The sequence below is a fragment of the Bradyrhizobium sp. HKCCYLRH1030 genome (assembly GCF_051168395.1).
Lineage (GTDB): Bacteria > Pseudomonadota > Alphaproteobacteria > Rhizobiales > Xanthobacteraceae > Bradyrhizobium.
Map to the genome: position 1 here is coordinate 175,332 of NZ_JBNPUY010000012.1, position 13,890 is coordinate 189,221.

Annotated in this window: 14 protein-coding genes; 4 read left to right on the forward strand and 10 right to left on the reverse strand. The window is 66.0% G+C overall.

Going from position 1 to position 13,890, the window contains the following annotated elements; genetic code table 11:
- Positions 1 to 80: 80 nt before the first annotated feature.
- The 10 genes from ACQR1E_RS29380 to ACQR1E_RS29425 all read right to left on the reverse strand — a co-directional run bounded on the left by ACQR1E_RS29380 (position 81) and on the right by ACQR1E_RS29425 (position 9,969).
- Positions 81 to 971 carry a cation diffusion facilitator family transporter gene (locus ACQR1E_RS29380; RefSeq protein ID WP_315752571.1) on the reverse strand — a complete coding sequence of 297 codons (891 nt, stop codon included), beginning with the start codon at positions 969 to 971 and terminating at the stop codon, positions 81 to 83.
- 237 nt (positions 972 to 1,208) lie between these two features.
- Positions 1,209 to 1,481, reverse strand: coding sequence for a hypothetical protein (locus tag ACQR1E_RS29385; RefSeq protein ID WP_315717640.1), 273 nt, complete (start codon positions 1,479 to 1,481; stop codon positions 1,209 to 1,211).
- Between the two features lie 292 nt (positions 1,482 to 1,773).
- Positions 1,774 to 4,035: a DUF2235 domain-containing protein gene (locus tag ACQR1E_RS29390; protein WP_434897903.1), complete on the reverse strand. Its 2,262-nt coding sequence runs from the start codon at positions 4,033 to 4,035 to the stop codon at positions 1,774 to 1,776.
- Between the two features lie 219 nt (positions 4,036 to 4,254).
- On the reverse strand, positions 4,255 to 4,641 hold the full coding sequence (locus ACQR1E_RS29395; protein ID WP_315752573.1) for a nuclear transport factor 2 family protein: 387 nt from the start codon (positions 4,639 to 4,641) through the stop codon (positions 4,255 to 4,257).
- Between the two features lie 227 nt (positions 4,642 to 4,868).
- Positions 4,869 to 5,546, reverse strand: coding sequence for a spermidine synthase (locus ACQR1E_RS29400; RefSeq protein WP_315752574.1), 678 nt, complete (start codon positions 5,544 to 5,546; stop codon positions 4,869 to 4,871).
- A 137-nt stretch (positions 5,547 to 5,683) separates the two neighbouring features.
- Positions 5,684 to 6,505 (reverse strand): DUF2182 domain-containing protein, encoded by an 822-nt coding sequence (locus ACQR1E_RS29405; protein WP_434897904.1) that lies wholly within the window; start codon positions 6,503 to 6,505, stop codon positions 5,684 to 5,686.
- Between the two features lie 36 nt (positions 6,506 to 6,541).
- Entirely contained in the window at positions 6,542 to 7,174 is a 633-nt protein-coding gene (locus tag ACQR1E_RS29410; RefSeq protein WP_316165013.1) for a DUF1326 domain-containing protein, read from the reverse strand.
- A 232-nt stretch (positions 7,175 to 7,406) separates the two neighbouring features.
- A complete protein-coding gene (gene moaA / locus ACQR1E_RS29415; protein ID WP_315717648.1) occupies positions 7,407 to 8,438 on the reverse strand; it encodes a GTP 3',8-cyclase MoaA in 1,032 nt (343 codons plus the stop codon).
- Between the two features lie 185 nt (positions 8,439 to 8,623).
- Positions 8,624 to 9,016 carry a hypothetical protein gene (locus tag ACQR1E_RS29420; protein ID WP_315717649.1) on the reverse strand — a complete coding sequence of 131 codons (393 nt, stop codon included), beginning with the start codon at positions 9,014 to 9,016 and terminating at the stop codon, positions 8,624 to 8,626.
- Positions 9,017 to 9,282: 266 nt separating this feature from the next.
- On the reverse strand, positions 9,283 to 9,969 hold the full coding sequence (locus ACQR1E_RS29425; protein ID WP_315717650.1) for an HAD family hydrolase: 687 nt from the start codon (positions 9,967 to 9,969) through the stop codon (positions 9,283 to 9,285).
- Positions 9,970 to 10,142: 173 nt separating this feature from the next.
- On the opposite strand from ACQR1E_RS29425, the gene rpiA reads away from it, so the two are divergent.
- The 4 genes from rpiA to ACQR1E_RS29445 all read left to right on the forward strand — a co-directional run bounded on the left by rpiA (position 10,143) and on the right by ACQR1E_RS29445 (position 13,744).
- Entirely contained in the window at positions 10,143 to 10,835 is a 693-nt protein-coding gene (gene rpiA, locus ACQR1E_RS29430; protein ID WP_315739723.1) for a ribose-5-phosphate isomerase RpiA, read from the forward strand.
- A 48-nt stretch (positions 10,836 to 10,883) separates the two neighbouring features.
- On the forward strand, positions 10,884 to 11,405 hold the full coding sequence (locus ACQR1E_RS29435) for a DUF2059 domain-containing protein (protein ID WP_315717652.1): 522 nt from the start codon (positions 10,884 to 10,886) through the stop codon (positions 11,403 to 11,405).
- 47 nt (positions 11,406 to 11,452) lie between these two features.
- Positions 11,453 to 12,838, forward strand: a complete 1,386-nt coding sequence (gor, locus tag ACQR1E_RS29440; protein ID WP_434897905.1) for a glutathione-disulfide reductase — start codon at positions 11,453 to 11,455, stop codon at positions 12,836 to 12,838.
- 147 nt (positions 12,839 to 12,985) lie between these two features.
- On the forward strand, positions 12,986 to 13,744 hold the full coding sequence (locus tag ACQR1E_RS29445; protein WP_434897906.1) for a DUF4336 domain-containing protein: 759 nt from the start codon (positions 12,986 to 12,988) through the stop codon (positions 13,742 to 13,744).
- Positions 13,745 to 13,890 lie beyond the last annotated feature (146 nt).

Sequence of the window (13,890 nt, forward strand, 5' to 3'; positions counted from 1 at the left end):
GAATGAAGGTCAACGGGCCGAGCGTGAGGGCGGGGGACTCTCGGGTGCGGCCGACGGACCACGTCCGGTGCGCAGCGGTCTTACAGCACCACCACGCCGGAATGCTTGGCCTTGTTTTCGGGTTCGACGTGGATGGTGATCCAGCTGTGCTCGTCGTCCTCGCGCAAGGCTGCCTCGATCCGGTCGCAGATTTCGTGCGCCTGGTTGACCGACATCTCGCCAGGCACCACGAGGTGGAACTCGATGAAGGTCAGCTTGCCGGCATGGCGGGTCCGGACATCATGCGCCTCCAGCGCGCCGCCGGCATGCTGACTGATGATCAGGCGAATGCGCGCCAGCGTGGCGTCCGGGACCGCTTCATCCATCAGCCCGCTGGTGGATTCCTTCAGCACCTGCCATCCCGACCACAGGATGTTCACGGCGACCAGCACGGCCAGTGCCGGATCGAGGATCGGCAGCTGCAACATCACCGCGAGGCCGAGGCCGACCACGACGCCGCCCGAGGACACGACGTCCGTCAGCAGGTGCCGGCCGTCTGCCACCAGCGCCGGCGACCGCAACCGCTTGCCCCGCGTGATCAACAGCCAGCACCAGACCGCATTGATCGCGCTCGCCAGCGCATTCACCGCGAGCCCCTCGACGGGTGCGGAAAACGCCCGCGGATCGAAGAAATTCCCGTAGGCCTCATGGATGATGAGCAGCGCCGCCACGACGATCATGACGCCCTCGATCACCGCGCTGAAATACTCGACCTTGTGGTGACCGAACGGATGGTTGGCATCCGCGGGCTTGGCGGCGATGCGCACCGCGACGAGCGCGACCACGGCGGTGACGACGTTGACGATGCTCTCGACGGCATCGGAGTAGAGCGCGACCGAGCCGGTGATCCAATAGGCGAGATACTTCAGGCCGAGCACGATCGTTCCGACCACGAGGCTGCCGATGGCGAGCTTGAGCGATTGCGAGGCCATGATGTCCTGATCCGATCCCGCGCTGGGGTACCCAACGCTGCGGCGGAACGCAACCAGGGTGGACGCGGTTCGGTGTCGGGAAGGGACTGATAACCCCGGTTTTCTGTGGCCGCCGCGACTGCGTCTATCGGCGGCGCGGCCCCGATCGAAAACTGATCTGTGGACAACAGAAAGTCGCGCCCACGGACATGGGCGCGACCGTGTCGCGGCAAACGCCGATCGCAATGACGCCGCCGACTACTTCTCTTTGATGACCGTGGTGGTGCTGGTCGAGCTGCCGACCGTGCCTTCGTCCTCACAGACCTTGGTCTGGCGGATGCGGTCCTCGGCTTCCACGCGGCTGGTGAACGCCATCGGTCCGATTTGCGTGACGACCTCGCGGTCGGCGGGGCGCGTGGTGGTGATGGTGCAGCGATGGCTCGGTCCCTGCACGATGTAGTATTCGTCAGCGAGCACTGGCGCGACCGATCCGATGATCACTGCGCCGGCAAGAAGAAGGGGTGCTTTCATCGTCGCCTCTCTTTTCAAGAACAGCCAAAAGGGGAGCGGGATTGATGAGGAGTTTTCTGCCTCGTCGTTCGATGCTCCGTGTTTGCAACTCGGCCGGCTGGTCGCAGTTCCGGCGGTTCAAGCGGAGCCTGTATTGACGCGGTGCAGTGTCGGCAGCGATGGACGCGAGATCTCGTCAGGGCGCAGCGACACGCGCGCGGTGGCGCGCTTGCCACGGCCCCAAGCGGTCGCGCCGCGGTTGGCAGGCGAACCGCCGATCATGACCTCGTCTCCGCCTGGTGGCGTCGGCGGTTCAGAGCAGCCTGACGGTCACCTTCGCCTTGCCGGTGTTGTTCGGATAGAATGCATCGTACACCCAGGGCAGCCCGATCACCGCGTCATTGACATAGAGGAACAGCTCACCGCCGCGCTCGGCCTTGAAGCGCGCTTTGTAGGCTTGAGGTGTCGTGTTGGGGGCGGGAACGGGGTCGAGGAAATATTCGTCGACGCCGGTCTCGCCGACCCTGGCGATCAGCCGATACCAGGGACGGAAGAGAACGCGGCGCAGCAGGATGCCTGCGCGGAACGTCCAGCGGGCGTAGCCCCGGACCGTCGAGGTGCGATAGCCGGCGGGGGTGACCGGACGCCCGGCATCCTCCCACGGGTCGGTCATGGTGACGACGATCTCGTAGGAGAAGCCGGGACGGACGCTCAACCCGGTGGGAGCGCAAACCGCATCGGTCGAGAAATCCCTGGCATCCTGCGGAATGCCCTTGTCGACTGCGACGAGCTCGCGGGCAGGGGTGCCATGGCAAAAGGCGCCCATCGAATCCGCGGCGTTGAACAGGAAATGGCTGATCAGCGTGGCTGCGAGCCAGACGGTGCCGATAGCGAGCAAGAACGGGCCGACATGCCGCTTGCCGTTCCTGATGGCAAACTGATAGGCGCGATTGGTCCGGAGCGCGTAGATGGCCCGATGCAGCGGGCCGGACGGCATCGGGGGCGATGCCCGTTCGCGCCAGATCACGCGCATCCGGTCGCCGATGCGGTCGCTGAGGAATGTCCCGAGCGCGGTCAGCATGACAAGGATGATGATCCCGCCGGCGAACCATTCGGGGTTGGCGGCGTACCAGTCCGTCCACCAGTGCAGCGATGTCGGCAGGAACGATTCGATCAGCCTGACTGCTTCGGAGACCATCCTGATGCGCGAGTCGTATTCGTGCGTGCGATCGAGGTCGTGGAACAGCCAGAAGGCCGCGAGGTGCAGCGAGGCCGCCAGGGTTGCGAAATAGGCGAGGCGCCTGAACCACACCAGATTCCACAGCTTCTCCTGGGCCGCGAACCGGGCGGCCGCGCCGGCCGGCGTTTCGAACGTGGTCGGCCCGAGCGGCGTCAGCGTGCCGTCGTAGCGGACGATCATGTAGTTGTCGGGCAGCCCGATGGGCGCATAGGCATTGCAGCCGCTGTCGATGCGGTCGAAGACGCTTTCGTGGATCTTCGGCATCGACACCTGGACGCCTGCGGCCTGGTCGTTGCAGAGCTCCGACACCTTGCGCGGGCCGTATCGATAATAGGAGCCGAGCCCGGAGCGCGAGTTGTAGAGGCGTCCGTCCTTGTCCTGCGACGTGACGATCGACTTGATCGCATCCGGATCGGCCTCGGGCGCGGTCTTGAAGATCAAGCCCCGTTTGACGGCCTCGCCCACGAGCCAGGTCAGGGGAACATAGGAGACTGAATCGTCCGGATAGCCGCCGCCGACATTGGCGTGCATGCCGACGAACCAGACCTGCACCAGTCTTTCGTCATCGATCGTCCTGGCATCCTGCGGCTTGGTCTCGCCCCCCTCGGTCCAGAGCACCGGGTGGAAGGTCGTCCTCTCGTCGTCGAGCGCGAGCGCGTGGCGCGCGCATGTCACCCGCGGACTGAGCACGCGATTGGGAAGCTCGAGCGGCCACACCCAGTTGGAGATGCCCCGCGTCATCTCGTCGATCGGTAGCCCATAGGCTGCGACGGTGTCCCACAGCCCGATGAACTCGATCGCCGGGAGGCTTTTTCGCTCGATGAGGTCGAGAGATTTACGGCCCATGATGCGGTCGATCACCGGCACCAGCACATGATCGCGAATCCAGCGGAGCGGCACTTCGATCCGCCAGATCGAATGGTACCCCTTGGCGCGATAGGCGCGATAGGCCTTCACGGCGCCGTCGTGCAGCTCAGCCTCGGTGTCGGCAACGATCAGCCCCTGATCGAGCATCAGCGCGGCGAGCACCCGCACGGTGAACGCGCCGCGGCTGAAGCCGAACAGATAGATCTTCGAGCCGTTCGCGTGGTCGTAGTTGCGGCAGACGAACTTGTAGGCATCCAGGATGTTGCGCTTGAGGCCGAAGCCGAACGCGCCGCCGAGCAGGGCGAGCGGAACGAACGACGATGTGCCGACGCCGTCGTCATACTTGGCCGCCTGGGCGTTGCCCTGCAGGTCGAGCGCCTGGAACATGCGCCAGACGTTGGTTCGCCACACGCTCGAGGCGGCGTTGCCGGTCCCGTCGGACAGGATGATGATCTTGGGACTCGCCATGCAAAGGACCCCGCTCGACATTGAGAGCCGAGGAGCGGAAGGGTAAACTGAAGGAGAGAGAAATCAACCTGAGATGGTGTGAGGCTTTCGGCGGCGTGGCCGGAGGATGCGGAGGGCGCCCCTGCAGCGACGCGGCGACCCGAGGACGAGAAATGCACTGCCCTGCTACCGAAATGCCGCCGTCACCGAAATGCGGTTGCCGTGGCCGTTCGTCGCCCTTCAGGCCGAGTTGATGCGCTCGACGAGATGCGCGCGCGAGGGCGCCGGGTCGAAGCGATCGCCGAAATATTGGGTCTCGTGCGCTACTCCGCCGTCCCGGAATTCCATGACGCTCACCACGTAAGACGGCACGCCATCATAGGTCAGGACCAGTTCGGTCACCCACAGATCGCCGCTCCCGATGATTCGGCGCACTGCGAAGCGCTTCCTGCTGGGCTGCACGAAGCGGCTCTCCTGAATGTTGCGCCGGCCGTGGATACGTTCGCCCGATTGCGGATAATCCAGCACGGCATCGTCGCGATAGATGTCGTGCTCGGCTTCGAAATCATTCACGTCCGATGCATCCCAATGGTGCTGCAAGGCAGCGCGCTTCGCTCTGTCATCCATGGCAATTCTCCCATTCAGGGGCGCGCCCTCATTGCATAGCGTGCCCCTGGCCACTGCGGTCTACAAGCCGGAGAATGGAGCATCCCTCGTCGCCGCCGACGTATCATAGGACGATGTCCGACGCGTCACTACGCTGATCCAAACGGGCGTGGAGAATATCAGCGCTGGTAGTACAGCCGGTGGAGAAAGTTCTCAGGACAGAGAACTCCGCGCGCGACGAGGCGCAATCACGCCGGCCGCGTCGCGATCCAGATCACGTGACGGGCGCCGCCGCCGCGGCCGGTGGCGCGGATGTTGATCTCCTCGGCGGCGAAGCCTGCCTTGCGCAGGCGCGGGGCAAAGCGATCGTCGGGGTGGGACGACCATACCGCCAGCACGCCGCCGGGGCGCAGGGCGGTGAAGGCGGTGCGCAAACCCGAGGGGTCATACAGCGCGTCGTTGGATTGCCGCGTCAGTCCCTGCGGGCCGTTGTCGACGTCGAGCAGGATCGCATCATAGGTGCCGCGCGCCGCGGCGATCAGCTTCACCACGTCGCCCTCGCGGACGTCGACGCGCGGATCGGCAAGGCTGGCGCCGGACAATTCGGCCATCGGCCCGCGCGCCCAGGCGATCACCGCCGGCACCAGCTCGGCGACGGTGATGCGGGCCTGCGAACCCAGCACCTTCAGCGCCGCCCGCAAGGTGAAGCCCATGCCGAGGCCGCCGATCAGCAGCCGCGGAGCCGGCTCGGCCTTGATGCGGGCGCAGCTCAGGGTCGCCAGCGCCTCTTCGGATCCGTGCAGCCGGCTGTTCATCAGCTCGTTCGAACCGAGCTTGATCGAAAACTCCTTGCCGCGCTGCATCAGCCGCAGCGGTTCACCGCCGCCGGGCACGTCTGCGGTGTCGATCAGCTTCCAGGGAATCACGGGCGTCTCGCGTCAGTTCGGTTGCGGCATTCCAGGCGACGGAGTCGCCACGCTGGAGCCTGCTTACCATGTTGCCCGCATCCCATGCCAAGGGGCAGCCGCCACTCTCGCGACGACCTGCATCGCGTCGTTGCGCGTCATTGCGGTAGGGACACCAGCATCCAGGCGCCCGCGGCACTGCAAGCAATGCCGGCCGAGCGCGCGACCCATCGTCCGACCGGAGTCAGTTTCTCAAACAGCACGAGCAGGGTCAGAATGGCAATCCACATCACGCTCATCACCCCGCCGACGAACAGCAGCGCCATCAGAGCCCAGCAGCAGCCCACGCAATAGCCGCCGTGTCGAAGCCCCAGCAGCACGCAGCCCTGCAGGTCGCCGCGAAAGCCGCCGTGACGCATCAGGAACAGAAGCGGCGACTGGCATTGGGCAAGGCAGGCGCTCTTCAGCGGCGTCCACTGATAGATGCCTGCCGCGATCAGCACGATGGCGCCGAGCAGATGGTTGTCGATCGCCATCCGCGAATCCAGCAGCGCAGTCCGCTCCACACCCCATTGCAGGCCGGTCGCCACGAGCGAAAAGCCGCTCCAGGCGAGCAGATAGCCGGCCGCAAACCAGCCGGTCGCCGCGAACGGCTGGCCCTGCGCGCGGCCGTGTCGACCCACACGGGCGTACATCAGGACCATGGGCGCGGCCGAAGGCGCCATCATCCCGACCATCATCACCGCCCACATCAGGAACACATAGGCGAACTCGATCGCGCGCCACGGCTCGCTGGCCGGCAACATGATTCCGATGCCGGCCGGGATCATGCGGAAGCCGGTCATGTCCATGCCGCCCATGTCCATGTCGTTGGCAAGCCAGAGAACATAGGCCCACGACAGGGCGACCATGATCGCGATCGCGCCGCCGACGATCCAGCGATCGCGCCGCAGCACGGCTTCCAGGGCGCTGCCGGTCATCTGCAAGGCGGGTTGCCGGCCTTGCGCCACGTCGAATTAGGCCTGGTTGGACCAACTGATCGACGCGTACAGGCCGTTCTTGCCGGAATTGTCCCAACGCATGCCGTGATCGTTGTAGGTGTTGCCCGCCGCGCCGACGGCGAGCGCCATCCTGTCCGGGCTGACGGGATGGCCGATGTTTACCCACATCTCTCCGCTCGGGTGCATGGTCGGCAGCGGCTCGACGGACATGTGCAGAATGTCGGTGATGTCGGCGGATCGCGTCTTGCCGTCGATCCGGAAGTTGATGGCGACCTTGCGCACGCCGAGATTGGTGCTGATCAGCGGCGTGAACGCAGCCATCGGGCCGCCGGCAGCCCCGGTGAAGATCGCGGCCATCGCCTCAGTCTGCGGATCGTCGGCGCGCTGATCGACATAGGCGGCGATCGACCAGTCTCCATCCGCCATCACGCCGGGCGCATGCAGCATCACCGCCGCGTTGAGGCCATCGAGCGCGACATCGCCATAGCGGCCGGTTTCGATGTGGAACAGCAATGGTACGTTGCAGAACCCCTCGGTCGGTTGCGCGGTCAGGGGAGGGGCGGCCGACATGAGGCACGGACACAGCAGGCTGCAGCTGCAATTCTCGAAATAGTCACCGGACAGGTGCCATGCGACTGGGTCTGCCATCGCTGTCTCCCGCTAGGCCGAACCGACAAATTGCTTTCGAATGCGCGATCTGCAGCTGAAAGCTATGCCGCATGGGGACGTGCCGCAAGCCGATAAATGATCAGTCTCCGCGTCGTGACTGCGCCTCGGGCCGATCCGCTCATACGGTATGCGTGATCGTCGGCTGAATGGCCGGCCAACAGCCCGGCTCCGATTGCGATTGATCGCAGGGCCCGATGGTTATGGACTCCGACTACCCGCCCGTCACGCTCATGTGCCGGCTGACGCTCGGACGGTTGTGGCGGCGGTCGATGATGAAGTCGTGGCCCTTCGGCTTGAGGCCGATGGCGCGGTCGATCGCGGCGCTGAGCTCCTCGTCGCTGGCCGAGGCACGCAGCGGCTTGCGCAGGTCGGAGGCGTCCTCGTGGCCGAGGCAGGTGTGCAGGGTGCCGGTGCAGGTGACGCGGACGCGATTGCAGCTCTCGCAGAAATTATGCGTCATCGGCGTGATGAAGCCGATCGTGCCGCCGGTCTCGGCGACGCGGACGTAGCGGGCCGGGCCGCCGGTGGTCTCGTCGAGGTCGGTCATGGTGTAGGTCTGCGCCAGACGCGCGCGCAGCAGCGACAACGGCAGATACTGGTCGATGCGGCCCTCGCCGATCTCGCCCATCGGCATCACCTCGATCAAGGTCAACGCCATGCCCTTGCCGTGCGCCCAGTCGATCAGCGAGGGGATCTCGTCCTCGTTCATGTTCTTCAGCGCGACGGCGTTGATCTTCACGGCGAGACCTGCGGCGCGCGCCGCCTCGATGCCGGCCAGCACGCGCTCGAGATCGCCCCAGCGGGTGATGGCGCGGAACTTGTCCGGGTCGAGCGTGTCGAGCGAGACGTTGATGCGACGGACGCCGCAATCGGCGAGCTCGGCGGCATATTTGGCGAGCTGCGTCGCGTTGGTCGTCATCGTCAGCTCGTTGAGCGCGCCGCTCTTCAGATGTCGCGACAGCGAGCGGACCAGGCCCATCACGTTGCGCCGGACCAGCGGCTCCCCGCCGGTGAGCCTGAGCTTCTTGACGCCCTTGTGGATGAACGCCGAGCACAGCCGGTCGAGCTCTTCGAGCGTCAACAGGTCGGCCTTCGGCAGGAAGGTCATGTCCTCGGACATGCAATAGAAGCAGCGCAAGTCGCAGCGGTCGGTCACCGAGACGCGCAGATAGCTGATGCGGCGACCGAACGGGTCGGTCATCGGGCGCGTCAGGGCGGTGTCACTCAACGTCTCTGCGGTCATGGAAAGCCTTGGCTGGTGGCGGCCCAGGTGGCGGCGATGCCACGGGGCGGCCGCGCAAGCGCGGCCGGATGTCGGTCTCACGACAATCTAATCATGATCGCCGCGCCCCACAATCATCGACGTGGATCCGTCGTTGCTGCAATGCAGCTTCGCCTTGGCAAGGGGACGCGCGGGACGACGGTCCGCTATTGGCGTCCCGGCGCGGGGGCGGGGAAGGCGGACCCGGTGGCCGCCGGTGCGTCCGGCGCAGCGGCGGACTTCTGCGGCTTCGGCTTCTTCGGCCGCATGCGCTTGACGGCCTTCGGCGGCGCGCCGGGCATCGGCTGCAGCTCGGCGACGACCGGGCTCGGGTCCATCACCACCGGCGGCGAGGTGTTGAAATCGCCGGAGTTGCGGATCACCTGCACCGGGATGGTCGCGGGCTGGTACTTGTCCATCGTGAAGGTGACGCTGAAGCCCGCATCGGGCGCCGGCACCGAGACGGTGCACGGCGTCTTGCAGCCCGGTCCGAGCGAGGTCTTGGCGTCGGCGCCCGGCGGCACGGAGTCGAGCTGCACCGGAACCTCGGGCGCTGCCATCTTGAAGCTGTCCATGGAGAAGGACGAGCAACCGGCCAAGCCGGCTCCCGCAACCGCAATTGCGATGACACGCCGCATCATGATGTCCGCCCCACAACCCTGCGGCCATCGGCCGCAATCCCAGGGCGACCATAGGAGCGTCAGAACAGCGGCGCAACTGCGGTCAACCCTATTCTCAACAGAACGTTAACGCACCGCAAGGTGCGGATTCAGGTCGACAGGGCAGTGGGTTAGGGTGCGATGCGACAGTGGAATCGCAAGTTGGCTCAGGCGATCCTGAGCGATGGGCTGAGGGCCGCGACGGCGGCTGGCAGCTCGCGCATGTGGTCGATCAGGTGGTCCGGATTGAGCTCCGCGATCGGTACGTCGGTATAGCCGAAGGTGCAGCCGATCACCGGCACGCCGGCGCGGCGGGCGGCGCCGACGTCGGTGCCGGCATCGCCGACCATGATCGCGGCCCCGACCTCGCCGCCGGCCTGCGCGATGGTCTGGCGCAGGATCGCCGGATCCGGCTTGGCGACCCCGAACGTGTCGGCACCGCAGATCGCGGCGAAGCGGGAGGACAGGCCGAGCTGGTCGAGCAGCCGCTTCGACAGCCATTCCAGCTTGTTGGTGCACACCGCGAACTGGCAGCCGCGGCCGGCGAGCTCGTCGAGCGCCGCCTCCAGCCCCTCGAAGGGGCGCGATTCGATGGCGATGTTCTCAGCGTAGAAATCGATGAAATCGGTGGTCAGGCGGCCGATGTCATCGGTGCTGGCGAAGCGACCCTCCGCCTCCAGACCGCGCTCGATCAGCTTGCGGGCGCCGTGGCCGATCATCTTGCGGGCCGAGGCCAGCGGCACCGGACGCAGACCCTCGCGCTGCAGGACGTGGTTGAGCGCGCTGATGAGATCCGGCGCCGTGTCGACCAGGGTGCCGTCGAGATCGAAGACGATGGTGCTGGAGATGGGCATCGGTATCCGCTAGCGGCCGGCTTACGTCCTTGCAAGAGGCCCGCAATGGCTTTTTGTCCGATTTCGTTGCCGGCGAGAGCTAGGCCCCGCGTCAAAACATCGCTAGATATGCGCCGGTTTTCGGCCCCCGCCCGTGGGGGCCCTGGGTGCGAAGGGCGGGTTCCTTGGTCGACATGGATGCATTGAAGCGGCAGGCAGCGGCGCGTGCGCTGGAGGAGGTCGAGAGCGGCATGAAGCTCGGTCTCGGCACCGGATCGACTGCCAAGCATTTCGTCGATCTGCTCGGAGAAAAGGTGCGCGCCGGGCTCAAGATCGTGGGCGTGCCGACCTCGGAGGCGACAAGGGCGCAGGCGCAAGCGTGCGGCGTGCCGCTGACCACGCTCGATGAGATCGACCGGCTCGACATCACCATCGACGGCGCCGACGAGATCAATCCGGCGCTCGACCTGATCAAGGGCGGCGGCGGCGCGCTGCTGCGCGAGAAGATCGTCGCCAGCGCCTCGGATCGCATGATCGTGATCGCCGACGACAGCAAATGGGTGGCGCAGCTCGGCCGCTATCCGCTGCCGGTCGAGGTGGTTCCGTTCGGCCTCGCCGCGACTCAGCGCGAGATGAGTGACGCCTTCGCCACGGCCGGCGTGTCCGGGCCGATGAGCCTGCGCAAGTCCGCAGACGGCCACGTTTTCGTCACCGATGGCGGCCACTGGATTATCGACGTCCGCCTTGGGGAGATCGTGGATCCCCCGCGCCTGGCGGGTCTTTTGAGCGCAATTCCGGGCGTGGTCGAGCATGGGCTGTTCATCGGCCTCGGCAGCACGGCGATCCTGGCAGGCGCACAGGGAATTCGCGTTATCCAGCGGCCCTGAGCGCGGCACGAGGCTGCGCTCACGGCGGCAACTCACAGGAGACTTGGAATGAAGAGCGTGTTCAGAATCTTGCCGGCCGCCGGAATCGTGCTGGCCTTGGCCTCGGCAAGCCCGGTTGCGGCGCAGGGCCAGGCACCGGCGCTGAAGCCGGCCTCGCCCGCCTGCATGGCCGGCGCGCGCGAGATTCTGGGAATGAAGAACGCGGCTGCGATGTACGCCAATGCCGTCCCCGGCATCGTGCAGCAGACCAAGCAGGCGCTGCTGCAGTCCAATCTCAACTACCAGAAGGACCTCGACGAGGTCGCCGTGGTGGTCGCGCAGACCTATGCCGGCAAGGAGAAGGAGATCGGCGAGAAGATGGCGCAGATCTACTGCAACGAGTTCTCCGACCAGGAGATCGCCAACCTCGTCGCTTTCTACAAGTCTGCCATCGGCCAGAAGCTGCTTGCGGCCGAGCCGAAGGCGATCCAGATGAGCATGCAGGCAATGAACCTGTGGGCGGCGGAGTTTTCCGACACCGTCACCGCGCAGTTCCGCGCCGAGATGCGCAAGCGCAACAAGCCGATCTGAGGCTTGCGGCCGAAAGGCCAGGTCGACGGAGATGGGTCGGGGGAGAGATGGCTGAATTCGACGTCGACCTGTTCGTGATCGGTGGCGGCTCGGGCGGCGTGCGCGCCGCCCGCATCGCGGCCGGCTATGGCGCCCGCGTGATGGTCGCCGAGGAATACCGCATGGGTGGCACCTGCGTGATCCGCGGCTGTGTCCCCAAAAAGCTGTTCGTGATCGGCTCGCATGTCCGCCAGGAGATCGCCGATGCCGCCGGCTTCGGCTGGACCATCCCGACCGCGACCTTCGACTGGCCGACGCTGATCAGGAACAAGGACAAGGAGATCGCCCGGCTCGAGGCGGCCTACACCAGCAACGTCGAGAAGTCTGGCGCCAGGATCGTCAAGACCCGCGCGGTGCTCGAGGACGCCCACACCGTGCGGCTGACGACCGGCGAGACCGTCCGCGCCAAATACATTCTCATCGCGACCGGCGGCGCGCCCAACCACGGCACGCCGATTCCCGGCATCGAGCACGTCATCTCCTCCAACGAGGCGTTCCATCTCGACGAGCTGCCGCGCCGGATCGTGATCCAGGGCGGCGGCTACATCGCGCTCGAATTCGCCTGCATCTTCGCCAATTTCGGCTCCGACGTGACCGTCGTCTATCGCGGCGACAACATCCTGCGCGGCTTCGACGAGGACGTCCGCCGCCACGTCCGCGCCGAGATGGAGAAGGAAGGCATCACCATCCTGACCGGCTGCACGGTCACCAGCGTCGACAGGCACGGCAAGGACTACACCACGCATCTGTCGAATGGCTCCAGCATCGCCTCCGACAAGGTGATGTTCGCGATCGGCCGCCATCCGGCGGTGGCCAATCTCGGCCTGGAGAAGGCCGGGGTCGCCATCAATCCAAGGAACGGCGGCATCGCGGTGGACGCGTTCTCGCAGAGCTCGGTGCCGAGCATCTACGCGATCGGCGACGTCACCCATCGCTTCAACCTGACGCCGGTCGCGATCCGCGAGGGCCACGCCTTTGCCGACACCGTGTTCGGCGGCAAGACCGTGCGCGTCGACCACGCGGACATTCCGACGGCCGTGTTCTGCCAGCCTGAAGTGGGCACCGTCGGTCTCACCGAGACGCAGGCGCGCGAGCTGTACGACCGCGTCGACATCTACAAGACGAATTTCCGCCCGATCAAGGCGACGATGTCCGGCCGCGACACCCGGGTGCTGATGAAGCTCGTCGTCGATGGCGCCAGCGATCGCGTCCTCGGCTGCCACATCGTCGGCGACATGGCCGCCGAAATCACCCAGGCCGTGGCGATCGCCATCAAGATGAAGGCGACCAAGGCTGATTTCGACGCCACCATCGCGCTGCATCCCTCCGCCGCCGAGGAGCTGGTGACGATGCGCACGGTGACCGAGCGCCACGTGCGGCAGGCGGCGGAGTAGGGGCGCCATCTGCGTCTTGGCGCTCGTGCGCGGCTGGCGTCCGTAGCGACTGCGGTGGGCCAGTGCTCACGGTCTGACGACGGTCCACACCGTGGCCGATCGGACTTGCTGCCGTTGAAACCGTTCAGCGGTTGGAGAGCGACCAGCATGTCCCAAGATGATTGCCTTGCGACCTATCCGCCGCTCAACACCCTGAAGCCCGTTGCCGAGAACATCTGGATCGTCGACGGGCCCGTGATCCGCTTCGGCATTCCCGGGCTGAAATTTCCGTTTCCCACCCGCATGACCGTGGTGCGCTGCGCTTCCGGCGATCTGTTCATCCACTCGCCCACGCCGTTGACGCCGGCGCTGCGGGCCGAGATCGACCGGGAAGGCCGCGTCCGCGACATCATCGGTCCGAATCGTATCCATTATTGGTGGATCCCCGACTGGCAGGCGGCCTTTCCCGACGCGGCGATCTATCTGGCGCCGGGCATTCGCGCGCGGGCGAAGGGCCGCATCGAGTTCGAGGGCAGGCCACTGGATCGCAGCGGTGGTTATCCCTGGGATGATGAGATCGCGACCCTGCCTGTCCTCGGCAGCTATATGACGGAGGTCGTGTTCTTCCATCGCCCTTCGCGCACGCTGATCCTGACCGATCTGATGGAGAATTTCGAGCCGGCCAAGATCGGTGCCGGCTTGGCGCGCTACCTGAGTTGGATCGGGGGCGTCGGTCCGCCGCATGGCGGCCTGCCGCGCGATCTCCGGCTGACATTTACCTGGCGGCACCGACCCGAGTTGCGGGCCGCGGTCGAGACCATGCTGGCGTGGCATCCCGAGCGGATCGTGATCGCCCATGGCGCCTGGCACCGGACGAACGGCACCGAGATCCTGCGCGAGGCATTCTGCTGGTTGCTGCGGCCTTGAACCGCCGGCTGGGCTTCACGAGACCGGCCTTCGTGATGCCGTGCTTTTCTCTTCCCGCGACGGACGTATAAGCTCGTGCGATTGAGGTTGGCGCCAGGCATCCCTCGGCCGCGGAGGAGCTGGTGACGATGCGCACGGTGACCGAG